The sequence below is a fragment of the Flavobacterium sp. HJSW_4 genome (assembly GCF_042436695.1).
Lineage (GTDB): Bacteria > Bacteroidota > Bacteroidia > Flavobacteriales > Flavobacteriaceae > Flavobacterium.
This window is the reverse complement of sequence record NZ_JBHNPP010000009.1, coordinates 165,787-191,974: the sequence shown is the minus strand read 5'-3', so window position 1 is coordinate 191,974 and position 26,188 is coordinate 165,787. Positions and strand designations below refer to the sequence as shown.

The 26,188-nt window shown below is 32.5% G+C and carries 20 protein-coding genes and 1 pseudogene; 14 read left to right on the top strand and 7 right to left on the bottom strand.

What is annotated here, in order from left to right:
- Positions 1 to 393, bottom strand: a 393-nt coding sequence (locus ACE01P_RS11310) for a hypothetical protein (RefSeq protein WP_379697583.1), incomplete at its 3' end; no start/stop codon positions are given.
- A 296-nt stretch (positions 394 to 689) separates the two neighbouring features.
- On the opposite strand from ACE01P_RS11310, the gene ACE01P_RS11305 reads away from it, so the two are divergent.
- Complete coding sequence (locus ACE01P_RS11305) at positions 690 to 2,426, top strand: AraC family transcriptional regulator (RefSeq protein WP_379697580.1); 1,737 nt, start codon at positions 690 to 692, stop codon at positions 2,424 to 2,426.
- Positions 2,427 to 2,497: 71 nt separating this feature from the next.
- Entirely contained in the window at positions 2,498 to 2,674 is a 177-nt protein-coding gene (locus ACE01P_RS11300; RefSeq protein ID WP_056253890.1) for a histone H1, read from the top strand.
- Between the two features lie 78 nt (positions 2,675 to 2,752).
- Here ACE01P_RS11300 and ACE01P_RS11295 read toward each other — a convergent pair whose 3' ends face one another.
- A complete protein-coding gene (locus ACE01P_RS11295; RefSeq protein WP_379697577.1) occupies positions 2,753 to 3,028 on the bottom strand; it encodes a helix-turn-helix domain-containing protein in 276 nt (91 codons plus the stop codon).
- A gap of 504 nt (positions 3,029 to 3,532) precedes the next feature.
- Here ACE01P_RS11295 and ACE01P_RS11290 point away from each other — a divergent pair.
- The 3 genes from ACE01P_RS11290 to ACE01P_RS11280 all read left to right on the top strand — a co-directional run bounded on the left by ACE01P_RS11290 (position 3,533) and on the right by ACE01P_RS11280 (position 10,618).
- Positions 3,533 to 6,553, top strand: coding sequence for a SusC/RagA family TonB-linked outer membrane protein (locus ACE01P_RS11290; RefSeq protein WP_379697574.1), 3,021 nt, complete (start codon positions 3,533 to 3,535; stop codon positions 6,551 to 6,553).
- 10 nt (positions 6,554 to 6,563) lie between these two features.
- Positions 6,564 to 7,949 carry a RagB/SusD family nutrient uptake outer membrane protein gene (locus tag ACE01P_RS11285; RefSeq protein WP_379697572.1) on the top strand — a complete coding sequence of 462 codons (1,386 nt, stop codon included), beginning with the start codon at positions 6,564 to 6,566 and terminating at the stop codon, positions 7,947 to 7,949.
- Between the two features lie 95 nt (positions 7,950 to 8,044).
- Positions 8,045 to 10,618 carry a prolyl oligopeptidase family serine peptidase gene (locus ACE01P_RS11280; protein WP_379697569.1) on the top strand — a complete coding sequence of 858 codons (2,574 nt, stop codon included), beginning with the start codon at positions 8,045 to 8,047 and terminating at the stop codon, positions 10,616 to 10,618.
- 57 nt (positions 10,619 to 10,675) lie between these two features.
- Here the strand turns inward: ACE01P_RS11280 and ACE01P_RS11275 are convergent, their stop codons facing one another.
- The 4 genes from ACE01P_RS11275 to ACE01P_RS11260 form a co-directional block, all read right to left on the bottom strand.
- Positions 10,676 to 10,924: a hypothetical protein gene (locus tag ACE01P_RS11275; protein ID WP_379697566.1), complete on the bottom strand. Its 249-nt coding sequence runs from the start codon at positions 10,922 to 10,924 to the stop codon at positions 10,676 to 10,678.
- A gap of 184 nt (positions 10,925 to 11,108) precedes the next feature.
- Entirely contained in the window at positions 11,109 to 11,390 is a 282-nt protein-coding gene (locus tag ACE01P_RS11270; protein WP_379697563.1) for a DUF6520 family protein, read from the bottom strand.
- Positions 11,391 to 11,485: 95 nt separating this feature from the next.
- The gene (locus tag ACE01P_RS11265; protein WP_379697561.1) at positions 11,486 to 13,006 is read right to left on the bottom strand and encodes a MauE/DoxX family redox-associated membrane protein; all 1,521 of its coding nucleotides are present in this window, start codon (positions 13,004 to 13,006) and stop codon (positions 11,486 to 11,488) included.
- A 213-nt stretch (positions 13,007 to 13,219) separates the two neighbouring features.
- Positions 13,220 to 13,510 (bottom strand): hypothetical protein, encoded by a 291-nt coding sequence (locus tag ACE01P_RS11260; RefSeq protein ID WP_379697558.1) that lies wholly within the window; start codon positions 13,508 to 13,510, stop codon positions 13,220 to 13,222.
- A gap of 288 nt (positions 13,511 to 13,798) precedes the next feature.
- Here ACE01P_RS11260 and ACE01P_RS11255 point away from each other — a divergent pair, with 288 nt between their 5' ends.
- The 9 genes and pseudogenes from ACE01P_RS11255 (at position 13,799) to ACE01P_RS11215 (ending at position 26,005) form a co-directional block, all read left to right on the top strand.
- Entirely contained in the window at positions 13,799 to 14,194 is a 396-nt protein-coding gene (locus ACE01P_RS11255; RefSeq protein WP_379697555.1) for a plasmid mobilization relaxosome protein MobC, read from the top strand.
- Positions 14,179 to 15,444 (top strand): relaxase/mobilization nuclease domain-containing protein, encoded by a 1,266-nt coding sequence (locus ACE01P_RS11250; RefSeq protein WP_379697552.1) that lies wholly within the window; start codon positions 14,179 to 14,181, stop codon positions 15,442 to 15,444. Before ACE01P_RS11255 ends, ACE01P_RS11250 begins: the two co-directional genes overlap by 16 nt.
- A gap of 16 nt (positions 15,445 to 15,460) precedes the next feature.
- Positions 15,461 to 17,448, top strand: a pseudogene (gene mobC, locus ACE01P_RS11245) (conjugal transfer protein MobC).
- A gap of 385 nt (positions 17,449 to 17,833) precedes the next feature.
- Complete coding sequence (locus tag ACE01P_RS11240) at positions 17,834 to 18,925, top strand: DNA cytosine methyltransferase (RefSeq protein WP_379697550.1); 1,092 nt, start codon at positions 17,834 to 17,836, stop codon at positions 18,923 to 18,925.
- A complete protein-coding gene (locus ACE01P_RS11235; RefSeq protein ID WP_379697547.1) occupies positions 18,918 to 21,038 on the top strand; it encodes an ATP-binding protein in 2,121 nt (706 codons plus the stop codon). Before ACE01P_RS11240 ends, ACE01P_RS11235 begins: the two co-directional genes overlap by 8 nt.
- Positions 21,039 to 21,040: 2 nt before the next feature.
- Entirely contained in the window at positions 21,041 to 21,661 is a 621-nt protein-coding gene (locus tag ACE01P_RS11230; protein WP_379697544.1) for a hypothetical protein, read from the top strand.
- A complete protein-coding gene (locus ACE01P_RS11225; RefSeq protein ID WP_379697541.1) occupies positions 21,654 to 22,286 on the top strand; it encodes a hypothetical protein in 633 nt (210 codons plus the stop codon). The genes ACE01P_RS11230 and ACE01P_RS11225 overlap by 8 nt, the downstream gene beginning before the upstream one ends.
- Positions 22,287 to 22,365: 79 nt before the next feature.
- Positions 22,366 to 24,687, top strand: a complete 2,322-nt coding sequence (locus ACE01P_RS11220; protein ID WP_379697538.1) for an McrB family protein — start codon at positions 22,366 to 22,368, stop codon at positions 24,685 to 24,687.
- Positions 24,680 to 26,005: an McrC family protein gene (locus ACE01P_RS11215; RefSeq protein WP_379697536.1), complete on the top strand. Its 1,326-nt coding sequence runs from the start codon at positions 24,680 to 24,682 to the stop codon at positions 26,003 to 26,005. The genes ACE01P_RS11220 and ACE01P_RS11215 overlap by 8 nt, the downstream gene beginning before the upstream one ends.
- Here ACE01P_RS11215 and ACE01P_RS11210 read toward each other — a convergent pair.
- Positions 25,998 to 26,174, bottom strand: coding sequence for a hypothetical protein (locus tag ACE01P_RS11210; RefSeq protein ID WP_379697535.1), 177 nt, complete (start codon positions 26,172 to 26,174; stop codon positions 25,998 to 26,000). The genes ACE01P_RS11215 and ACE01P_RS11210 overlap by 8 nt on opposite strands.
- Positions 26,175 to 26,188: the final 14 nt, after the last annotated feature.

Sequence of the window (26,188 nt, the reverse complement as noted above, 5' to 3'; positions counted from 1 at the left end):
AGTTTTAACTGCAATACTCAAATCAGAGTCATCTATAATTTCAACTAGTTTTCCTTCGGGATCCGCTAAAATTAAAAGTATCAGTTCCGGTGTAACTGTAATTATACTTTTGCCTGATATTTTGCTATCACCTCTTTTAGCAAGCAAAAAGAATGTTTGATCAATTAACTTTTCATCAGAACTTGGATATCCATTGCTAGAAATATATAAATTCAGGTCATTGAAAAAATTAATCCCTGTCTGTTCAAAAGGATTAAATTCATTGAAAGCATTCATTACTTTTTCATTTGCCTGTGGAACGGTCTTGTTCACAATTTCAGAATTATAATCTTGGTCATCAGAACATGATAGTACCAAAAAAGTGGTCATGGTCATTAATAAAAAACTTTTCATTTCTTAATAGTTTGATGGTGAGCGGGAATTTTCCCAGTCCATTTCATCCGGATTGGCAGAACTTTAATCCAGCACCCTGCTGAACATTTTGCCTTTGAATTCGAAACAAAGCTATTTCGTTAAAAACCTTTCCACAAACCATTATGTGTGGATTTCCATGAAATTATGGTATGGATTTCATGGAAATCCATACTTCATTTTAACACAACAATTCCTTAACATTCAATTATTTAGTTTATTTTTACAATTGGCTTTAGCAAAATAATCCTGTAGCGGCAACTTTTTTTCAGGATTCATTGTATCACAAAGAAATATCTCTTAAAAATATCGCCCGTATGAGACAAAATCTATTATTTGTAATGCTGCTTTGTGCTTTTTCTTGTGATTTCGGTTTTGCACAGAAAAGAGAATTAAAATCAACTGATTCATTAAAAAATAAGAGTTACACTTACCTAGACGATCAACTATACAAATATCGAAAAGACAGTTCGAAAGCATCTGTTTACCTCTTTAGTTATTTGCGTAAAGCCAAAAGAGAGAAAAACTGGAAACAGACAATTTATGCATATCAGAACATTCTTCATCAGTCACCTGATAATTTGCGTTTAATTTATGCAGACAGCATGATTTACACCGCTAAAAGGTCAGATGACAAAACACTGATTGGTTCATCCTTTCTTTCAAAAGGAATTGTTTACTATGGTCGTAAAGACTATGAGAATGCTTTCCAAAATTACATTAAGGCAAATAGTTATATCTCCATGTCAAAAGATAAATACCTTATCAATAAGGTTAAATATCATATGGCTCAAATCAAATACTATCTTGGATTTTATGACGAAGCTATTTCTTTGTTTAGTGATTGTCTAAACTTCTTCAAAAATGAAAATAACACAGCTTACTTAAATACACTTCATTCAATTGGAGTATGCTACAATAGAATTGGAAATTACGGACTATGTACTAATATCAATAGAAAAGGCATTACAGAAGGCAGATCAATGGAAATTCCTGACATGGAGATCTATTTCATTCATTCTGATGGAATTAATGAATATTTTAAAAAGAACTATCACTTAGCTGTATCTAAATTAGAATCTGTTATTGGAAAAATAGAAGACAATAAAGATTTTGCTAATGCAACAGTAGGTTGCTTTTATATTGGAAAAAGCTTTTGGGCAGTGAAAAATAAAGATCGGGCACTTCCCTATCTACTAAAAGTTGACTCTGCTTTTCAAGAGAAAAATTATATAAGACCTGATCTTCGCGAAGCATACGAGCTTCTAATCACTTATTACAAAAACAAAAAAAATCTTGATAAGCAATTATATTACATCGACCAGCTACTTCGTGCTGATACAGTACTAAATAACACCTATAAATATTTGGTTACTAAAATACATAAGAACTATGATACGAAAGAACTGCTAATCGAGAAAGAAAAAATTCAAACTGAAAATAAACAGATTCATAAAGAACTAGCAAAAGAAAAACATTACGATCTAATTTTTGGCACTATTATATTGCTGCTTTTTACTGTATCTTTTTACCTTAACTATAGGCATCAAAAGAATAAAAAGTTTTATAAAAAGAAATTTGATGAACTAATGCTTGAATTAAACACAAAACCTCAATATACAAAAGAATCGGCGAAAGATAAAGCATTAACAATTGATATACCTTTGGAGACAATTGCCTCTATTCTAATTGCATTACAGAATTTTGAAGATTCCAAAAAGTTTCTTAAAAAAGATCTTCGCCTCAATGTGGTTGCTTCAATGCTACATACCAACTCAAAATATCTCTATAAAGTAATTTCTCACTATAAAGGGAAACGCTTTGTTGAATACATTAATGATTTAAAGATAAATTATATTATAAATTTACTTAACGAAGATAAAATGGCCAGAAAATATAGTAATTCGGCTTTAGCCGAAGAGGCTGGCTTCAGCAGTACGCAGCAATTTGCTCTAGCATTCAAACAAAAAACTCAAATGCCTGTTAATTTCTTCATTGAACAAATAAGTAAATAAATCATTTTATCTAATTGCTTATAATATGAAACTATTACATTTGCTGCCGTAATTAAAAAAAACATGACAATATGAAAGATCTAATCGCAAAAATTAATGCAGAGATTGAAACATTCAAAACTGAATCTGATTCTCTTTCTGAAAAAGGAGTTAAAGCTGCTGGAGCTAGAGCACGTAAATCATCTTTGGAAATTGAAAAACTTTTAAAAGAGTTTAGAAAAGTTTCAATTGAAGAATCAAAAAAATAATTATTTTACAAAGTCCTTCTGAATTTAGAGGGACTTTTTTTTAAGTAGCAGAAGAGAGATTCTAAACAATATACTAATCTATTCTTTACCGATCTCCTTGATAAACTTTTCAACATTTATATCTACATTTAAAATTGAAATAGTTTTAATATTTAATGATTTAGCTAAATAAAGAATTTTTTCTAAGGTTGGATTAGCTTCTCCTCTTTCAATTGTACCAATTAAGTGTTTTGTTACTCCAGTATTATGATCGGCGAGTTCTTGCTGTGATATAGGTTTTCCTTTATATTCTTTGCTAGGAATATTTTCACGCAGTCTTTTAAATTCTTCCCCTAGCTTTTCCTTTTCAGTCACACCATTCTTTTTATGAATAGTTAAAATTCAGATTTATTTTTAAAAATATTGGTATGATATATCATACCAATAGCTTTTTTTGTTATATTTGTAAAATAATTACAATTAAAATGTAATTTTGCGATCCTTCATTAAAAAATATTGAAGCATTCGCTTTGAATCTCGTTATCAAAAACTGGTAATTTTTAACGCACGAGATGATAAGTAAGATGCTCACGTCTTATGGCGTGGGCTCACTTATTCGTGCGTGGGTATACCAGTACCTTGATAGCGTTTAAGATGAGTTCCACGCCTTTTTTATTTAACTCCTCTTTAATTCATTGCAAATCTTTCTTTATGTTTCTATCGCAGTACTAGTCACTAATCTGAAATAATAATGCCTGTGAATTAAAAAATTAATTGCTTTTAGTACAAAGCAAAAAAATGGCCCTCAACGGCAGCGACCAAACTAGCGGAGAGGACCTTAGCTAATCAAAATCAATTTAACTAACCAAAACCAATATTATGAATTATTTTTCATTCTTCAAGGATGGAAAAGGACTTTATTGCCTAATTTTTACGGGCTTTCTTATCTCTTTTTCATCATCATTTGGCCGTGAACTAGATCGGCATAGTAATGTATATTTTCAACAAAATAAGGTACACGGAACTGTGTCCGATGGTTCAACTCCACTGCCTGGCGTAACAATTTCGATAAAGGGTAAAACTAATAATTCATCCATCACAGATTATAATGGACAATACACAATTAATGCCTTAACTAGTGACACCCTGATTGTCTCATTTATAGGATTCAAAACTAAATTTATTCCAGTTAATAACAGCACTAAAATTGACATTAAGCTGGAGTATGATACAACTACGCTACAGGAGGTCCGGGTAAATGCTGGTTACTATTCCGTAAAGGAAAGTGACCGTACGGGGAGTATTGGCCGGATTACCTCCAAAGACATAGAAACCCAGCCTGTAACAAATGTACTAGCGACAATGCAAGGACGAATGGCTGGAGTCAATATAACACAGACAACTGGGGTTCCAGGCGGAGGTTTTGACATTAAAATTCGAGGCCAAAATAGTCTTCGCAATGATGCAAATTCACCTTTGTATGTTATTGATGGAGTTCCTTACGCTTCTGACGCAATAGGATCATACTATACTGGGACTATTTTCCCAACTTTGAGCAGTCCTTTAAATAGCATCAATCCAGATAATATTGAAAGCATTGAAGTTTTAAAAGATGCAGATGCAACTTCAATATATGGATCAAGAGGAGCAAATGGAGTTGTTTTAATAACAACTAAAAAAGGTAGAAAGGGAAAGACTGCCTTTACTGTCAATGCTTCGACCGGAGCAGGTAGAGTAACACAATTTTTAAAACTAATGGATACCCAACAGTATCTTGAAATGCGTAGACAGGCATTTAAAAATGATAACATTCAGTTTGGCTCGTCTGACTATGATGTTAACGGCGCATGGAATCAGAATCGATCTACAAATTGGCAGAAAAAACTTCAGGGTGGAACTTCTCAAATATATGATATTCAAGCATCAATTTCGGGAGGATCGGAAAACACTCAATTTCTTCTCAGTGGAAGTCATCACACTGAGACCACTGTTTTTCCAGGAAATTCAATTTACAAAAAAGGAGGCATACAGTTTAATTTAAATCATCAATCTGAAAATAAAAAATTTAAACTAATATTTTCAGCAGGTTACAATTTGCTGGATAATAATCTGCCAACTACCGATTTCACATATGATTCCCGTACATTACCTCCAAATGCTCCTGCATTGTATGACTCCAATAGAAATTTAAATTGGGAAAATGGCACGTGGATTAATCCAATTGCTATTTTAAATTCAAAATTTGAGGCCAAAACAAATGATCTTATTTCAAATTGCATGTTGTCATATGAACTCACTAAAGACCTTTTCCTAAAAACAAGTTTAGGCTTTACAAGTTTAGATAATAAGGAAACTCGCATAATACCATCCACAATTACAAATCCTATTTATAACGTAAGTCCATTAACTTCATCTATATATCTAAATAATACTGATCGATTATCCTGGATTGCTGAACCGCAAATTAATTGGAGTAAAGAAATTGTCTACGGAAAAATAGACATTCTCTTTGGAGCAACTTTTCAGAATCAAAGAATGAACAGATTTTTCTACTCTGCTTCAGGATTCAGTTCTAACAGTTTAATATATAATATTGCAGCCGCATCAACAACGAGAGTACTTCTAAATGATGAAACTCATTATAAATATCAAGCATTTTTTGGCAGATTAAATTACAACCTAAACCAAAAGTACATTCTAAATATTACAGGTCGCAGAGACGGATCAAGCCGTTTTGGGCCAGGCAATCAATTCGCAAACTTTGGTGCTGCAGGTTTAGCTTGGCTTTTTTCAAAGGAAAATTTTATGCAAAACTTATCATGGCTTAGTTTTGGAAAAATTCGCTCAAGCTATGGCACAACGGGAAATGACCAAATTGGAGACTATCAATTTTTAGACACTTACACTTCGTCAGGTTTAAAGTATCAGGGAAGTATAGGTCTTGTACCCTCCCGGCTATATAATCCAGACTTTGGGTGGGAGACTAATAAAAAACTAGAGATCGCTTTAGAATTGGGATTTTTTCAAGACAGAATTTTCGCAACCGCAGCATGGTATAAAAATCAATCATCAAACCAGCTAGTAGGTATACCTTTCCCAGGAACAACTGGATTTAATATATTACAGTCAAATCTTAATGCAAAAGTAGCTAATACTGGTATTGAAGTTACACTACAAACAACAAATATTAAATCCAATTCTTTAAAATGGACAAGCAATTTAAATCTATCTTTTTCGCAAACTAGACTAGTTGATTTCCCTGGACTTGAAAGCTCTCCATACAGTCAACAGTACAGAATTGGCCATCCATTAAATATTGCACTATTATATAAATTCAAGGGCGTAAATTCACAGACAGGTCTTTATGAGTTTGAAGATTTAAATCAAGATGGTAAAATTACATTCCCTGAAGATCGGCAATATATAGCTGATTTAAATCCAAAATATTACGGTGGCATTCAAAATCAATTTTACTTCAAAAATCTAACTATAGATTTTCTGTTCCAATTTGTCAAACAAAAAAATAGAGTTTTTCCGATGGGGCCTCTAGGGCTTATGTCAAATCAGCGGCAGAGTACTGCAAACATTTGGCAGAATTCGGGTGATACTGCCTCTTATCAGCTCGCTACGACAGGTTACAACAATGAAGTATTGACCCGCGACTATTTATTCTCAGAGAGTGATGCGTCAATAACAGATGCCTCATTCATTCGTCTGAAAAATATATCTCTTACTTATGATCTTCCTCAAAAATTGAGTCCTGTCAAGTGTAGACTTTTTTTACAAGGACAGAATCTATTGACTTTCACCAAATATACAGATGGTGATCCTGAATTTACAAGCTATGGATTTCTTCCACCGTTAAAAGTGATAACATTAGGGGTACAACTCACATTTTAAACTAAAAAAAATGAAAACAACATATTACATCTTCAAATTTATATTGTTTGTCTCTTTAATGATTGCAGTAATTTCATGTGATTCATTTGTTGAGGTAGAACTTCCAAAATCTCAATTAACAAGCACTGGGGTTTTTAATGATTATGCTACTGCTGATGCTGCCCTTACAAATATTTATGCCAGTATTAGAGATAAAGGCATACTATCTGGGAGTGGTTATGGAATTTCTAATCAGCTAGGAAATTATGCAGATGAATTAACCAGCACTCAAAATCCAAATAATACTAGTCTAGTTTTTTATAATAATTCATTACTCGCTACAAATACCTCAATTGCCGAGTACTGGAATACTGCTTATAATCAAATCTATGCAGCTAATGCTATCTTGGAAGGTATAGAAAAAAGCAGTTCTCTTAACGACGAGCAGAAAAAATATCTAAAAGGACAGTCACTATTCATTCGCTCGCTTCTACATTTTTACATTGTAAATCTTTTTGGAGATATCCCTTATATTACTAAAACTGACTTCAGAGTAAACAAAGCTGTAAGCAGGACTCCAAAAAAAGAAGTATATCAATTTATAATAAATGATCTGCTTAAAGCATTAGATTTTTTACCTGTAAGTTATAATGATTCACAACGTGTACGTCCTAACAAGTCAGTAGCTACTGCATTATTGGCACGAGTTTATTTATATGATCAATCTTATTCTAAGGCAGAAGAATTTTCCTCCGCAATTCTAAATCTTACTCAATTTTACCATCTTGAAGATATTTCGAGTGTTTTTTTAATCAATTCCAAAGAAACCATATGGCAACTACATGCAGGTGAAGCTGGAAAAAATACACTGGAAGCTGCTTTTTTCTCTTTTTCATCTGGTCCCCCACCACAGGTATCATTAAATAACAGTCTAATTAATTCATTTGAAAAAAATGATCTCCGTAAAAAGAATTGGACAAAAGAGATAACAAATGGCACATCATTCTGGTATCATGCATTTAAGTATAAAGAAAAAAACACAACTTCTACATCAAAAGAGTTTTCCATTATAATGCGACTATCTGAACAGTTCTTAATTAGGGCAGAAGCCCGAGCATTCCTAGGGGATCTGGATGGAGCTACTGACGATTTAAATAAGATAAGACAACGAGCAGGTATAAATATTTTAGATACTTCGACACAGCAAGAAATTCTTGATGCAATTCAAAATGAACGGAGATCCGAATTATTTACAGAACAGGGGCATCGCTTCTTTGATCTCAAACGCTTTGGAAAACTTGATGTAACATTAAGCAACATAAAACCTGGCTGGGATTCAACAGATAGTTTGTTTCCAATTCCCCAAACAGAGTTAAATACCAATCCTAATTTATTACCACAAAACTCAGGATATTAAAATATAAATTCATGCTAATCCCGACTTCCAATAATAAAGCAGGAAAAATATTTAAATATTTTTCCTGTATCTCGGTTTTATTTTTGTTTTTTATTTTGCCATTAGTAACCTGCTCCTGTTGGGGGCAGGTGGTGCAAAAAAAGAATTTAACTACTTCTGACTATGACCTGTGGAGCGATTCACATCTGGACAAGATCAGTTTTGACGGCAAATGGGCTAGTTACATAACCACATATCAAAATGAAGTTGACACTTTATTTGTTAAAGAAATTGATACACAAAAAAAATTCAACTTTGCAGGAGGATACAATAGCAGGTTTAGTAAAAAAAAAGTATTTATCTGCCAGAGCGGACGAGATCTTAAAATACTAAATTTAATTAGTGGAGAACAGGAAACTATTTCAGCAGTGATACAATTTGAATACTGTCAAGAAACTGACCAATTAATTTATTTAGTTACCTCAGAGAATCAAAAAAACACCTTAGTCGTTCGCAATTTTATAAATGGAAAATCGATTATCTTTAACGATGTTTCACGCTTTTCCCTAAGCCCAAATGGCCATCAACTTCTTTACTGCTCCTCTACACTAAAAGTGAACTCAATTTTACTCGTAAATTTAAAAGAAACATATAAATCCAAATTTATTTTAACAAACTCGGAAAATGAATTTAATAGCTTTACATGGCAGAAGGACGGACATTCTCTGGCTTTTATTGCTTATAATCCAGATCTTTTGATAGATGGTCTTTTTTACTATTCAATCGAGAAAGACCATCTCGAAAAGTTAGATCCAGAAAAAGATCCAGATTTCCCATCCAATTACCGTATAAAATACGATTCTTTTTTTAATCTAAAAATTTCAGATGACTCGCAGAAAGTTCTATTATATATAGCGCCTTCAAACTTTGAATCAACGCAAAAGAATAAAAATGTAGAAATATGGAATGCTAATGATAAATGGATTCTAAGTCAGGATAAACAGAGAGGAAATTTTGAAGGCAAGCCAATAATTGCATGCTGGGAACCCATTAGAAAAACTTTTTTCCGCATTACTTCAGCAATCCTTCCATATGTGATGTTTACTGGAGACTTTAAGTACGCTGTCTTATCTAATCCAAAAGAGTATGAACCGCAGTTTGAAGATGAAGGCCCTAGAGATTATTATCTAATGAATCTCCACACATTTCAGAAGAAACTTTTCATCAAAAGACAGTCAAGTTTTAGAGGTGAAATCATTCCTTCTCCTTCTGGGAAATACATAGCGTATTTTAAAGATAATAACTGGTGGGTTTATAATATTTCCAACAATACACATCAAAATGTAACTAGGCTCATTAATGGAAAATTTACAGCAACAGAAAATCTACTTGGCTCAGAATCAGCATGTGGAAGTCCAGGTTGGAGTAAAGATGATAAAGAAATTCTCATTTATGATGAATTTGATATTTGGGCTATTAATCCAAGTGAAGGATCTTTCAGAAGATTAACGCATGGCAGGGAGCTCAAAATTCGTTTTAGAATTGCTGATCCTCCAGATCAAAAAGGAATCAAATACAGTTATAATGGCCCTACATCTAGTCTTTTCGATTTTAACAATAAGTTAGTTTTAAAGGCACAAGGTGAAGATTATAAAACAGGATACTTTACTTTAGAAAAAAATTCAGAAGAAAAATCTATAGTCTTTGAAAACAACTTTGTTGATGAAATAAATTATAATTCTGATAAAACAGTTTTCTTCTATCGAGAACAAAATTATAACATGTCTCCTTGTCTAATAATGAAAAATAGAACTAAACAAATATCTTTTTTTAGTAGCAATAAACACCAACAGAAATATTATTGGGGAAGTTCTGAACTTATTCATTACAAAAATTCAAAGGGTCAGAATTTAAAAGGAGCCCTATTTTATCCTGCTAACTACGATCCAGAAAAAAAATATCCAATGATTGTAAATATCTACGAGATCAAATCAAAAGAGTTGAATACATATGTTAATCCAACCTTATTAAATGAAAATGGATTTAATTCAACTATCTTTACCACCAATGGATATTTTGTTTTTATGCCCGACATATTACATGAAAATGGAAATCCTGGAATTTCTGCTGTTGACTGTGTAGTATCCGGCACAAAAAAAGTAATAGAGAAGAAAAATATCGACAGCGGTAAAATTGGTTTGGCGGGTCATTCTTTTGGAGGGTATGAGGTATCGTTCATTATTACCCAAACTAATATTTTCAGCGCTGCTATTGCAAGTGGTGCAATTACAGATCTCATCAGCTTTTATCATACTGTAAGTCAAAATTCTGGAAAACCTGACATGTGGCGCTTTAATAATGAGCAATGGAGAATGAAAAAAAGCCCTTATGAAATACCAGAATCATATATTGCGAATTCACCAATTATGCATGTTGATAAAATAAATACTCCCGTACTTTTATGGACTGGCAAACAAGATAAAATTGTAGACACTCATCAAAGTTTTGAATATTATCTAGCACTTCGCAGATTACAAAAGAAATGTATTCTTATACAGTATCCTGATGAGAATCATTTATTATTAAATTCTTTAAATCAGAAAGATGCAACATTGAGAATGTTGGACTGGTTTAATCATTTCCTAAAGCAAGAATCTTCTATTTCATGGATCGAAAACGGCACCAGATAAAATTATTTGATTTGAATAAAGCAATCACATTTGATTGCTTTATTCAAAAACAAATAGCTATTCAAAACGGTAAAGGGGAATAATACAAGTATAATCAATATCTTTTTGATATGCTATTGGTCCTGAAGTAACATTCAGCCTGCATAAAAAAGGACTAAGGTTATCGCTGCATTTTACAGGTACGTCCAAGCACTTTCCATCTGGAGTTTGAATGTAACCAATCACTGTAGCAGGAACTGTTTTTCCCATCACTTGGATTGAAGTATTTGCTACTGCGCCTAATACTGCCAAAATAATCAGCAACATTGATAAAAGTTTCTGAAACAAAAGTGTTCTCATAATCTTATAATAAAACAGTTTTACATTTTCAATAAAGTCAGATTGCAATTTGCTTTTATTTTCTATTTCTGATGAAAATCCTAAAAAAATCTTAGAACTCACACCTAGTAAAACAATGCGGTTTCAAAATGAAACCGCACTGAAACAATCCTTAATTTGGACGATATAATGTATTAATACAATTATTATCAGCGTCCTTATCATAGGCTTGTGGACCTGAAGTAATATTTAGACGACACACAAATTGACTTGGTGTATCATCGCAATTTACAGGTGTTTGCTGACATGAATTATCAGCATTTCTAAGATAACCAACTTTTGGAGCAGATTCACTTTTAGAAGCACTCTGCATGGATGTTGTCAAAAACGCTCCTGAAATTCCAAAAGCTACTACCGCAATGGGTACCATGTTTTTTAAAAATAGCGATTTCATAATATTAATTTTTTAATTATAGGGTGATCTACTTTTTTCTACAGGTGTTCGATCTAATTCCTGATACAGGCCCGTATATTTTTCTATTCCAAAAACTATTCTTTTAAAATAGTCATCTCTTTTCTCAAAATTTCCTCAATCTCATACACTACAAGATGTTTTCCTATTAAGGCAAAAAAATATTTATCTGTTGCCAATATAGAATTAAGCGAGTTATCTCCAGTACGGTAAACTGGAAAACTCATTAAATATGTTTTTTTAGTTAAGTCATATACATCAATAATAAATGAGTTTTTCCAAACCTTTTCACTATCGTATTTACCTTTGACCCGTGAATGAACAAAAAGTAAATTACCATAAACAGAAGCAGATGAATTTACAACAAAGGGCGGAGCAGACATAACATGCTGTTTGCCATTATCCAATGTGGCTACTTTAATTTTTGCATGTTTAATTGTATCAATTGTTTTGCCTCTGTACTTTAAAACAGATTGTTGATCCGCCACGACAAATTCATTACGATAGTAATATAGATATACCATTTTTTGAAGTTGTTCGTTATACAGTAAAGTCCCATCTGTATCAAAAATTCCATCCACTTGCTGCTGAAGTAATTCTTTATTCTGTTTTATTTTAGGCTTACCATTATTATTAAAAATTCCTAAAACATTAACTGCATTTTTCCCGATATTTGATCTATATACTATAGTGCTGCTGTCAATTGGAATTGCTAAAGTAAAATGTGGAATCCCTGTAAGTTCTTTATTAACTTTCCAATCAACTAAGGTTCCACGGAAGATTTTAGGCACAGTTCCATCGGAAAGGAAGAAATTGTCGTCCTTCACTGAAATAACCACTGCTCTAAATGGAATTTTTTTTGGATCAAATATAATAGTCCTAGCTTCTTGATTTTCTAAATTAGCATCCATTGACAAAACATGTAGTGGATTCGATTTATTACCAAGATATAATCGACTTCTTGAATAGCCTGCAAAATAGTACGAGTTTACTTTTAAATCTTCTAATTTTACAAATACGGTAGGGTGTGGAGGATATCTTCGTACAAATGGGTTTCTTTGATGAATTATATCCTCTGATGATAAAAACAATACAGCGACGGCAACAACGCTTAGCACTATTATTGAAAAGATCAGTTTAAAGTTAAAATATCTGATTTTAAAATGAGCCTTATACAGATTTTTGCCATTTAATATAATTGCTATGACAGCGAACAAAACAAAGACTAGATTAAAAATTAGATGTACATTCCAACTCATTTTTTCAAGAATACCACCACAGGAACAGGGAACAAATGAACTATAGTGAAGTACTATAAAAATGTACGCTGTAAACATTGTCATTAAACTTAATGAAGCTGCTAAACCTATATTTCTTAATTGTGGTAAAAGTAAAATTACAGCAATTAGAATCTCAACTGATGGTACAACCCATGATATCCATGATGCAAAAGCACTTAATAGGGGAGATTGTCCTAGTTGAACTTGAAAATGATCAAATTCAAGCACCTTACTTACCGCAGCATAAATAAATAACATCACGAAAAGCAGACAAATAATTTCTACAATAATAGACTTTGATTTGATATTCCATTTCATATTGACTACATTTAATGTACTTGTAAAAGTTCTTTTAATAATCAGTAAAAATCATATACAAATGTAAATCAGCAATTTGAAAGAAAAAACATCAAAAATAAACCAAAAGATATCAAAACCATACCAATTTAAACTTTTAGATTTGCACATTACAAAAAATGCTTTACAGATTAATAAATCCATAAAGCATTTCAGTTTCCAAGTCTTCTTTAGCTAAGGTTTTACATCGTCAATAAAAGTCAAAAGCTTTTGATTAAGCTCTACAAGCCCCGCCTTCTGAAGACACTCTTGTGAAACATTTTTCAGTTCTACTAGTTCTTCCTCTGCTATGCTTCCCATAAGACTTCCTTCATCTTTTTCAAGCAGCACTCCCCTGTCTATAAAGTGACACAGCAGCAGTACATTTTTGCGCGAAATTTTCAGATCAATCTTCACCGGTTCACTCATGCCAGGTATGCTCAATACAGTATCGAACACCTTGGCTGCATAATTCTTCGTACTCATAATTTCAGCGTTTTTAAATTAATAAATCAAAGCTTAAAGGTAGCAATGGCAGCTTTAATCATCATAAGCAAAATTTACCTATGATGGGATGAATTGGTTTTTCCTTTATACATTCGTTTGAGTATTTGAATGCAGTCTGAGTTTTTTATTCAGACTCATAAAGATTGCCGCGTTCCTGCAATCTGCAAGATGTCCGGTTGTATCACAACCGATATCTTGCTGCCTCTCTGCTCGGAACTCGCTGGCAGTGAAAACTGGAAGATTTATAATGTCGAATGAAGAGGGAAAATGATGAAAGACGAGAAAAAAAACAGAACAAGATGGCTCCATCTAAGGCTCAGTGAGCAGGAATATAAACTGCTTCAGAAATATTTTGCAGAGTCCCTCTGCCCAAAACTGAGTGATTTTGCCCGTAAAAATCTGCTCAAAAAACCTGTTGTTTTAAAATACAGAAACCAATCTCTTGATGAGATGATATCTGAATTAGCAAGGCTCAGATCAGAGCTGAATCCCATTGGAAACAATTTTAATCAGGCTGTAAAAAAACTGCACTCACTTTCACGGATTTCTGATTTCAAAATGTGGATTCAAAGCTTTGAAACAGATAAAAAAATACTTTTCAGTTCTATTGAAGATATTAGAATGACTATCCGAAATCTTGCTGAAAAATGGTTGCAGTCATAAACACGGGATCATCAGTCAGAAGCATTTTCAATTATAATGAAAATAAAATCGAAACAGGAAAAGCAGAACTTATAGGAGAAGGAAATTATCCAATTGAAGCCTCCGAGCTTCGTAGGGACTCAAGGTTGAAACTCCTTTTACAACAGCTCGAATTAAATACAAATGTTAAACGCGGAAGCGTGCACATATCACTCAATTTTGATTCCTCGGAAAATAATCTATCAGAAGAAAAACTTATGAAAATTGCGCATTCGTATATGGCAAAAATCGGATTTGGATCCCAGCCTTATCTGGTCTACCAGCATCATGATGCAGGACATCCGCACATCCATATCGTTTCTGTAAAAGTAAAATCAGACGGAAAGAGGATTGACATGAACAATATAGGCAGAAACCAATCTGAAACAGCCCGCAAGGAAATTGAAAAGGCATACAATCTGGTTCCCGCACAGGGCTTCCATAAGGAAAAAATCTTAAATATAAAACCTGCAAAAAGCAGTGTCATAGAATACGGAACAGCTGAAACAAAAAAAGCAATTGCCGCTGTATTAAACGCAGTAATTCCAAATTATAAATACACCACTATAGGAGAATTAAATGCTGTGCTGAATCTATACAATGTTACCGCTGTGCAGGGCAGCAAAGATTCAAGAATGTTTTTTCATAAAGGTCTGGCTTACCAGATTCTGAACGATAAAAAACAGTCTGTGGGTGTTCCCTTAAAAGCCAGCAGCTTTTACATGAAACCTACCCTTGCTTACCTCGAAATAAAATTTGCAGCAAATAACTCCGGACGAAATCCCCATATTAAAAGAGTAAAAAATGCGGTTGATCTCGCCTTTATGCAGAACAGGATAAAGTCCGTTTCTGATCTTGACAGAATTCTGATCGTAGATGGAATCAAGACTGCCGAACGAAGAAATGAAAAGGGGATTCTATATGGCTTAACCTATATAGACCATAAAACAAAATGTGTTTTTAACGGAAGCTCTCTAGGAAAGCCTTACTCAGCTTCCGGCATAGAAAACCGCTGCGGTATCAAAAGCTTTAGCACCGGTACTGCCGTCGTTAAAATTTTTGAGGATAATGTAGTTGAAAACAAACCATCGCAACCCTCTTTTATTTCTGCAGGCGAGCTGCAGAATATTATTGATTCGGTGCTGCAGCCCGAGTTATCCGCTGATTTTATTCCCTCTCAGCTGAAAAGAAAAAAGAAACGAAAAAAAGGAAAAGGGCAGTCGGATTACTAACTAAAAAACAAAGACTATGCAGACAGGAGAAAACGAACAGGCGCTTAGAAAAATTTTGGATATGACAAGGCTTATCAGCATAATATTTTTAGGTCTTCATTTCTATTATTACGGCTTTAATGTATTTAAAATATGGGGACTGGTAAGCAACTTCGGTGATAAACTGATGGGGAATATATTCCGCACCGGACTCTTTGATTATTTTCATTTATCCAAGCTGTTTTCTTTGGGATTTTTATGCATTTCTCTGCTTGGGGCAAAGGGCAGAAAAAATGAAAAGCTGGACTTCAAAACTGCGTTCTGCTATATCGCTTTGGGGCTATTGGCTTATTTTTTGAGCTTCTTTTTTCTGATCATTCCTGCCACTCCTGAAAAAAAACTGGTTCTTTATGTGCTCTGTACTGTCTTGGGATATCTGCTCCTACTTTCGGGCGGAACACTTTTGTCGAGGATCATAAGAAGAAATCTCAGCCATAAGGATATTTTCAACAGTGAAAATGAAACATTCCCGCAGGAAGAAAGGCTTCTTGAAAATGAATATTCCATTAACCTGCCGGCCCAATATAAATTAAAAAACAAAGTCCGAAAAAGCTGGATCAATATCATAAATCCTTTTCGGGGAATCTTGGTTGCAGGAACCCCGGGCTCTGGAAAATCGTATTTTGTGATCCGCCATATCATAACCCAGCACATTCGTAAAGGCTTCTCAATGTTTGTATATGATTTTAAGTTTGACGACCTCAGCATAATAGCCTATAACACATGGCTTCAGAAGAGGCATTTATACAAGGTGGAACCTAAATTTTACGTCATTAATTTTGATGACCTGAGCCGCACGCACAGATGCAATCCCCTTGATCCAAAATCAATGGAAGACATAACAGACGCGTCAGAATCGGCACGCACCATTCTTTTGGGATTAAACCGTGAATGGATAAAAAAACAGGGGGACTTTTTCGTCGAATCGCCTATCAATTTTCTTTCTGCAGTCATATGGTATCTGCGCAAATACAACAACGGCGAGTTCTGCACCCTGCCTCATGTTATTGAACTGATGCAGGTGGAATATAATAGCCTTTTTACGCTGCTGAGAACTGAAAAAGAAATAGAGATTTTGATAGATCCATTTGTCAGCACCTACCTCCAGAATGTCATGGAGCAGCTGGAGGGGCAGATAGCCTCTGCCAAGATATCAATGGCAAGACTGTCCAGTGCGCAGCTTTACTATGTGCTCTCTGGAAATGACTTCACACTCGACATTAATAATCCTGCCGACCCAAAGATAGTCTGCATGGGAAACAACCCGCTAAAAATTCAGACCTATGGCGCCGTTCTCTCGCTTTATGTAAGCAGGCTCATCAAGCAGGTGAACCAGAAAGAGAGAATCAAAAGCAGTCTCATATTTGATGAATTCCCGACTATTTATCTCAATAATATGGACAGCCTGATAGCCACGGCAAGAAGCAATAAGGTAAGCACCTGTCTGGGGATTCAGGACTTCAGCCAGCTGCGCAAGGATTACGGCCGCGAACAGGCGGATGTAATTGTTAACATAGTTGGAAATATTGTATCAGGACAGGTCAGCGGAGATACGGCTAAACAGCTCTCCGAACGTTTTGGGAAAATAATGCAGGACCGCGAGAGCATTTCCATAAACAGCTCGGATACCTCCATCAGCAGATCAAAACAGCTTGAAGCTGCTGTGCCTGCTTCTAAGATTTCCTGTTTGAGCTCTGGTGAATTTGTCGGCATTGCAGCTGATAATCCGGACTGCAAAATTGAACTCAAAACATTCCATTCCGAGATAATCAATAATCATAAGCAGCTAAAAAAAGAAGAAGACGCATATCAGGGAATCAGCCCTGTACGATTATAAACAATACCATTATTGAACGCAATTATCTGCAGATAAAACAAGATATATCCGAAATAGTTAATTCAGAAATGGAGCGTCTTTTGCATGACCCTGCCCTGTCTCATTTAGTTATTAAAAAGAAAAAATAATATATTTTTTTTTTCTACAAAACTAAAGATTAAATCTAAAGAAAACTTAGATGTATATTAGCATTAACCCATACCTAATTAAAAATTTTCTAAAATTAGTATTCCATCTTCTTTAATTATACCAGAACAAACCCTAAAAAATGGAAATAACACTAGACTTTAAAAATTCTTACCTATGACGATAGAAAGAATATCATATTATAAAAAAACAGGTATTTATACTTATGTTTATTTGTACTTATAATTTAATTTTGTTAAATTAAGAATTTTCTACATTTTTTATCATCGATAAAAAAGAGAATTTATTTATATATTATACTTTTATATTTTATTTTTGAAACATAATTGCTCGTTAAGTATAATTAATACTTTTTTTTACAAAAATATGTCATCAAAAAATTTGAAGAAAAACAACATAGATAATTACTCACTAATAGATCTCTTTTGCGGCATCGGAGGACTAACCCACGGCTTTGTAAAAGAGAACTTTAAAATCGATGCTGGTATCGACTTCGACGGTACTTGTAAATTTGCTTTTGAAAAGAATAATAATGCTTCTTTTTATGCTGATGATATTACTTTATTGAGTGGGGATGATTTACTAAAACGCTACAGAAAAAATACTCGAAAAATACTAGTGGGATGTGCACCTTGTCAGCCATTCTCTTTACAAAAAAACAAAAATTTAAACAAGGAAAACGGAAAGGAAGATTCTAAATGGAAATTGTTGTATTCATTTGCTGATTTAATTGAACAAACTGATCCTGAGATAATTTCTATGGAAAATGTTCCACAACTTTTAAAATTTAAAGATGGGAAAGTATTTAATGACTTTGTTGAAAAATTAGAGAAAAAAGGATATAAAGTAAGCTACAGCATTGTTAATGCTCAAGATTATGGGGTAGCTCAAAGAAGGAAAAGATTAGTGTTGTTGGGATCAAAACATGGATATATAAAATTAATTGACAAATTAACTCCAAAAGGCCATCATTTAACGGTTCGTGATGTTATTGGTCATTTACCTAATGTTGAAGACGGGGTTGCTCATCCTTCAGATCCAATTCATATAGCCCGAAAATTAACTGAACTAAATAAAAAAAGAATTCAGGCATCAGTTCAAGGAGGTTTTTGGAGGGATTGGGATAAAAGTTTATGGTTAGATTGTCACAAGAAAGAAAGTGGTAAAGCTTTTGGAAGTGTTTATGGACGTATGAAATGGGATGATGTCGCTCCAACGATGACTACATGTTGCAATGGATTAGGTAATGGCAGATTCGGACATCCAGAACAAGACCGAGCTATAACACTTAGAGAAGCTGCTTTAATACAAAGTTTTCCGATGAATTATCAATTCGCAGATAGTTCTACAAAATTATCTACTCAAACAATTGCCAGACAAATTGGCAATGCAGTTCCTGTTGGTTTGGGTATTGCCATAGCTAGAAGTATAAAAAATCATATTGAAAGTCTTGAATAATTTAGCACCAAAATATGAACCTCTTAAATGGAGATTCGACGTAAATGCTTTTCGCCTTTTAGGCAGAGATCTAATTACTGATCGCATAACAGCTGTATTTGAATTAGTTAAAAATGCTTATGATGCAAATGCTACTGAAGTCATCGTAACTTTTTCCAATGTAAATAATCAAACTACCGACTCTACAATCTCCATTAAAGACAATGGTACGGGTATGTCATTAGACGATATTAGAGATAAATGGATGGTTGTCGGAACTAATAGTAAAAGAAAAAATCTTTATTCGGATTCACCTTTCAATAGAAGATATGTGGGCGAAAAAGGGATTGGAAGATTTGCTGTGGATAAGTTAGGTGAAAAAGTAGAAATTATAACGAAACAATCTAACACAAATGAAGGGCTGATAGTCAAACTTCACTGGGATGAATATGAAACAAAAGCTGCCTCTGAGCAATTGACCTTATTTACAGAAGTTGAAAACGACTATAGTTATTTTCAAGGAGATATTACAGAACATGGAACTGAATTACTAATAAAAAATTTAAATGAACCTTGGACAAAATCTGACATTGACAGATTGTATAAAGAGCTAACTAAAATAGTGTCTCCTTTTTACCCCTTAAGCCCGCCTTTTAATATATATGTAGATTCAAATGATTTTTCTGACTTTAACAAACGATTGGTCGAAGTAGACATTGTCAAATATGCGTCGCATACAGCTACCATTTCTTTTGATATTAAGACTAATGAACAGGAGACTTTAAAATTTAATTCTATAAAAGGTGAAATTTATACGGAGAAAATTCCAATCCAGTCTTTTGGACCAGTTTCAATGAATCTATTTTTCTTTAATACAAAAGCTAAAAGAATCTTTAATCAAGCGTTTAAAGGAGATGAAACAAGAATTGATGGGGTAAAAATATACCGAGACGGTTTAGTTACTACTCCATTTGCAGAATACAATGACCACCCTGATAACAAACGAGATGTCTTAGGTATAGATAAAAGATTATGGCGAGATATATTCAACAGGATATCAACTCGAGAAGTTATTGGTATTGTGTCAATTACAAAAGAGGAAAATCCAAAAATTATTGATGCTACTAACCGCCAAGATTTTGTTGACAATAATGAATACAGGGAACTTAAAAAATTTGTAATTGAACAATTGAATATTTTCTCTGAAATAAAAGTTTTCGAAAGAATTCAACGTCAGGATGAAGGAGATAATGCACTGAAAAAGGCTGATGATAATGTACAGAGTTTTAGTCAAGCAATTCAAAAACTCGAAATAGAAAAACCCGATTTAAAAGTATATCTGCAACCATTAAAAAAGAAAGCAGCAGAAGTTTCAACTTCTTTAAAAAAGGGAATTTCAGCACAGAAGGAAGCCAAACAAGAATACGTCCGTAAAGAAAATATTTATTTGAGTTTAATGTCATTGCAGGACTATGCTATTAGACTTTCTCATGCTGTTAGAACCTCCTTAGGCAAGACAAAGAGAATGGCAGAGTTTTTTAAAAATAAGTTTCCAAATGCTCGTTTCGATGACGTTTTTAAAGACTACGCAGTACTCATATATGATGAAATGGAAACCTTGAACAAGGTAATAGATTTTATGTTAAGTTATGCAGGTTCAAATATAGATTTTGAAGATTTTAGTATAAAAAAAATGTTGAATGATTTACTACTTAAATCGTACAAACAAACTTTTTTATCTGAAAATATTAATGCACTAATAGAATTTGAGGACGATTTGATAATCAACGCTAATAGGAAATTCTTTGAAGATATTTTTCAAAATTTTATATCCAATTCCATCAAGGCATTGGAAACAATTGATCAAAAAATAATTAAGTGTAGCGGTAAAATAATTGAGGATCAATTTGTGATATATTTTTCTGACAATGGTATTGGGATTTCAAAAGATAAATGGAAAAAAGTTTTTGAAATTTACTACACATCTACTGCTGAACAAGGAGGTGCTGGACTGGGACTTTTTATAGTTAAGACAAGGATTGAAGCATTACATGGGAAAGTCGAAATTATTGATAGCGAATTTGGTGATTGCGGTGCTACATTTAAAATTACTCTTCCATTTAAAAAAGGTTAAAAATGATTCCATCTCCAACTAAAATTGTTGTTATTCATGACACTTTAAAGTACAACGATCCATTAATTGTTGAACTTATTGACGCGTATGGTGAAGAAAACGTTACATTAATTGAACATTCTGAAGAAGGTCTACAATTTGTATTAAAAAATCGAACTCAAAAAATGATTGTAATTCTTGATTTAGATTTGCATGAAGATGAGCCACAAGGAATCGAAATTTTCAGGGCAATTAGAAAAGAAACTTCATTAGTCTATATTATAATTTGGACCGCAAAAGACATTAATAGCTTATCAAAACCTAATTTGGTGGAATTGGTTAATAATGATTTTCTTTCCTTAGAGCATAGTACAACCGATTATGGACGAGTTCTGCCGCTAGTTACAAAAGCACAGCATCAGCTCGAAGTACGGGTTGATACAATTCTTGAAGAATGGATATCAAGCTTAAGCCAAGAAGAAAGGGCAAAACCATTTATTGTTAGTTCAGAAGGGGAACATACTTTAGAAGATTTAATTAAAAGTATTCGATTGGGAGAAACTTTAGGACGAAAAATTGAAAGAAATATTTTAAAACTAGCAGTAAATCTTTTAACAAAACAAAAGGTCAGTTTCAATGATTAATACTTTAATTTCTTACGATGACCAAGATTTTTCTCTTGGTGAATATTTCCATAAAAGTTTAGAAGAACTTAAAAAAAGAATTAATAACTCTAATATTGCCCCAAATTATTTAGATGGTGCGCTTTGTACGCTTGACCACATTGAACAAAGAATTAAAGAATACAATTCAAATAAATTCATATTTGTAGCATTTTCACATGGAAGAGATAACTGTCTTCATACAAGTAGTGATGAATATGTAAACAGTACAAATAGTTCTTCTTTTAAAGATACTTTATTTTACTCTACCGCATGTCACTGCTCCACTGAATTAGGACCGGAACTTATAGCAAACGGCTGCTATTCATTTGTTGGATATAGCGATAAGGTTAACATACATCCAGAATATCAAGATGATTTTATTAACTGCGAGATCCATGCAATTGTTGAATTTTTGAACTCTGATGTTTCAATAGGTGATGCATATAAAAGCATGCATAGAAAATATGATGAGACTATTATAAGGTTGTTAATGTCCGATTCCATGGCTGATGTTATCACCGCATCAACTTTAGCACATAATCAAACATTATTAACTATATTAGGTAATCAGAATTTAATGGCATCTGACTTGCATAGTGATTAATTTTTTTTTTGAATTATCTTTTTTAATTATAAGCCTATAATAATTAAACTAATGTAAATTAAAATATCAGGAATAATTAATGCATACCATTACAAAACAAAACATAATTGAAGCAATCCAGGAAATTGAAAAAAACGGAATCCCATCACACCGGCAGTCTACTACTTACGATCTAATATATAATAACAAGAGATATCCTCCGAAGTTAGTAATAAGCATAGCTAATCGATTTGCTACGGGAGTAGAACTTGACCCTAATACTTTCGAGGGTGGCTTAGATACTCCAGCTTTTCAAAAGTTAGAAAATGAAGGTTTTGAAATAGGAAGCAAAAGTAAAAAACCTAGTTATAAAAGTTTTAAATCTATCATATCTCCTTTAAAGACATATCTTAGTCAAAGTTCTTCGATAGTTCAAAATTTTAAGGTTGGAGAGCATAAACCGAAGTCTAAATGGCTTTTTATATCTGATGCTGTAGGCATTATAGGTGATTACAAATGTCACTACGAAATAATTGAAAGAACAAATGTTCAATATAGTAAAAAAGTAGTTTCTGTTGAAATCCATTTTGAGGATAAATTAAAAAAAACATATTTCTCAAAATTAAAAGATAATCTACCAGAACTTACATATTGGAATAAAGATCACCAACCTGGTTTGAGTATCGCTTTTAAAAACAGTGTTAATTACGATGATGAAAATTTTTTTGAAAAAATTGAAGAGGCATTACTTTATTTTGAAGAAAATTTAAGCGACAAAATCAGAAAATTAATTACATCTAAATATTCCATTGCTGAAATGGAAATAAAATTCAAAAACTATCTTGATAAAGTGATTCCTAAAAGTGCTACCTCATACTTTTCTGCTATTCCTGCAGTAACAAAGGTAGCTTTAAAAAGAAAACTTTTAGAAGAAAATGTCTACGAATTACAAAACTTGTACATACTTGATAAATTTCTAGAAGATTTAAATATAGATAAAGAATATTTAAAAATGGACCGTACTGGTCATTCAAGATATAGTTCAGCTCTAAAAAAATATAGGTCATTATTAAATACATTAGGCAATTCACATAATATATTTTCACAAAACAATATGAGTCTAAATCAGATATTCTATGGCCCTCCCGGAACAGGAAAAACTTATAATACCATAAACAGGTCCTTAGAACTTATTGGAGAATCCATTGGAGATAAAACACGAATTGAAGTTAAAGAACTATTTGAAAAAAAAATTGCAGAAGGTCAAATTGTTTTTACAACTTTTCACCAAAACATGAGCTACGAAGATTTTATTGAAGGAATAAAACCTACAACTGTTGACAACAAAGTTAATTATATTATTGAAAAAGGAATTTTTCGCACACTTTGCGAGCGCGCCATTCAAAAAAAAACTTCTACAAACTTTGATGAATCTTATTCAAAATTTGTTGAAGAAGTCACAGCAAATGGCTCAATATTATTAAAGACTCCTGCACAAAGTAAAAATTTTAAGGTTGTAATAAATACTAATGAAACGGCAGTCGCGATTCCTGAAACTGAAAAAGGAACAAAAATGGGTGTTACAAAAGAAATGTGCCGAGATTATATTATTAATGGCTACATTAGAGATTGGAAGCCGTACACGATTGCCATAGGGGAATATATAAAGGAAAAATTTCCTGTTGAAATACAAGATACTGATAATGATAGTAAAAATTTCATATTAATTATTGATGAAATAAATCGAGGAAATGTTTCCAAAATATTCGGAGAATTAATTACCCTAATAGAAGAAAGTAAAAGATTAGGAGAACCGGAAGCAATTACCGCTGTATTACCATATAGCAAGAGCGAATTTTGCATCCCAAAAAATGTTTATATTTTGGGAACAATGAATACAGCTGATAGATCTATTGAGGCGTTAGATACTGCTTTACGTAGAAGGTTTGAATTTATCGAGATGCCTCCAAAATATGATTTATTTAAGGAAGATACAATTGAAAATTACCGTATCGGGGAATTTTATGCATTTGATATTCTAAAAAAAATAAACGAGCGAATAGAAGTTCTATTAGGGAGAGATCATTTAATTGGTCATTCTTTTTTTCTACTACAAGAAGAAGAAGATATTAAAAAGAAATTAGTAACTGCCTTTTACAAGAATATTATCCCTTTATTGCAAGAATATTTCTATGGAGATTATGACAAAATTGGATTAGTATTGGGTAATGGATTTGTAATAAAAGAAAAAGTAATAAATCATAAAGAATTATTTGCGAACAGTGAAGTTTTTAATGGTACAAACTATATTAGTCCAGATTCATATAATTTCAATATAATTGAATACTCTAATGATGCCACTTTTTACAAAGCATTAGAAATTCTAATGAACATACGCAATAGTTCAACTAATTATGAATAAGCAACAAATTACAATATTTGAACATGATAGTCTAATAGTTGGGCAAAAATATAGTGGAATTATTTTCAAATCTTCTCATTTAGAATCTCTAGAAACTTTTTTCGGTGATGGAAACTACAGCCATAGCTCATTTTTAGATTTAACAAAAATTAGTAAAATAAAAAACCAGCTAGAGTCTTTTCCATTCTATTCTTTAATAAAAAATGGAGTACGTTTTTGTCAGTTTGTTGGTATTCTGCAATTAAATAATCTAATTATTGAAGTTTTACCTAAAGCCGACAAGAATTGGAATATTAATTTTGAAAAAAAGGGAATATCCGAAAAAGCTGTTTGGCGTAATTTATTAATAAAGATGCTTTATACAATAAATTCTTTTGATATCAATATTACTAGTTTTTCTTCGTTAAAAATAATACCCAACAACTTTCTTGATATCTATTATGAACTGTTCATTAGTGAAATAGAAAGCCTACTCTATAAAGGTCTGATAAATAAATATAGAGACAAAGAAGAAAACCGAAAATCGCTAAATGGCAATTTAATATTTTCCAAAAATATTCAGTACAATTTAATACATAAAGAACGCTTTTATGTTCAAACTACTGGTTATGATAAAGAACATCAATTACACAGAATACTCTATAAAGCACTCAAATTACTACAACAAATAAACACATCTCAATTATTAAAGAGCAGAATTAATCGATTAGTCACAAGTTTTCCCGAGATGAAAGACTTTCCCGTACAAGAAAATACATTTAATAAAATAGTGCTAAATAGGAAATCCCAACAATATAAGACTGCATTAAACATAGCGAAAATGATACTTTTAAATTTTCACCCAGATATCTCTAAAGGGAAAGACGAAGTTTTAGCACTGATGTTCGACATGAATAATTTATGGGAAAAATTTATTTTTAACAGTATTAAATCAAATCCTTTATTTAAAGTTGAAGAGCAAAAAACAGCAGATTTTTGGCACATAAATGATCAACGAAAATCATATTTTAAGGCTGATATTTTTATTACGTATGAAAATAAAAATTTTGTTATCGATACTAAATGGAAAAATCTAGCACATAATATACCTTCAAATGAAGACCTGCGACAAATGTTTGCTTACCATCACTACTACAATGCTTCTAAAACAGCATTACTTTATCCTGACAATAATAAAAATATAACAACTGGTAATTATTATAAAAGAACTCATGATTTAAAGGATGAAGAGTGCAGTATTATAAAAGTATCTGTGAATACTGATATAAAACTATGGCAAAAAGAAATTAATGACTGCATAGAACATTGGATTAAGTAACTTTCAATTTCATCCTTTTAATATTTTCAAATAATTCTATGTCATCAGTCTTTTTTTTGAATACTCCTTTGAATGCTGGTATTTTAAGCTCATTTTTTTGATCGGAATTATCATTTGACAAGTCTGCAAATAATTCTGAACTAAACTCTTTAACGAAATCTTTATACATTTATAATATATTTA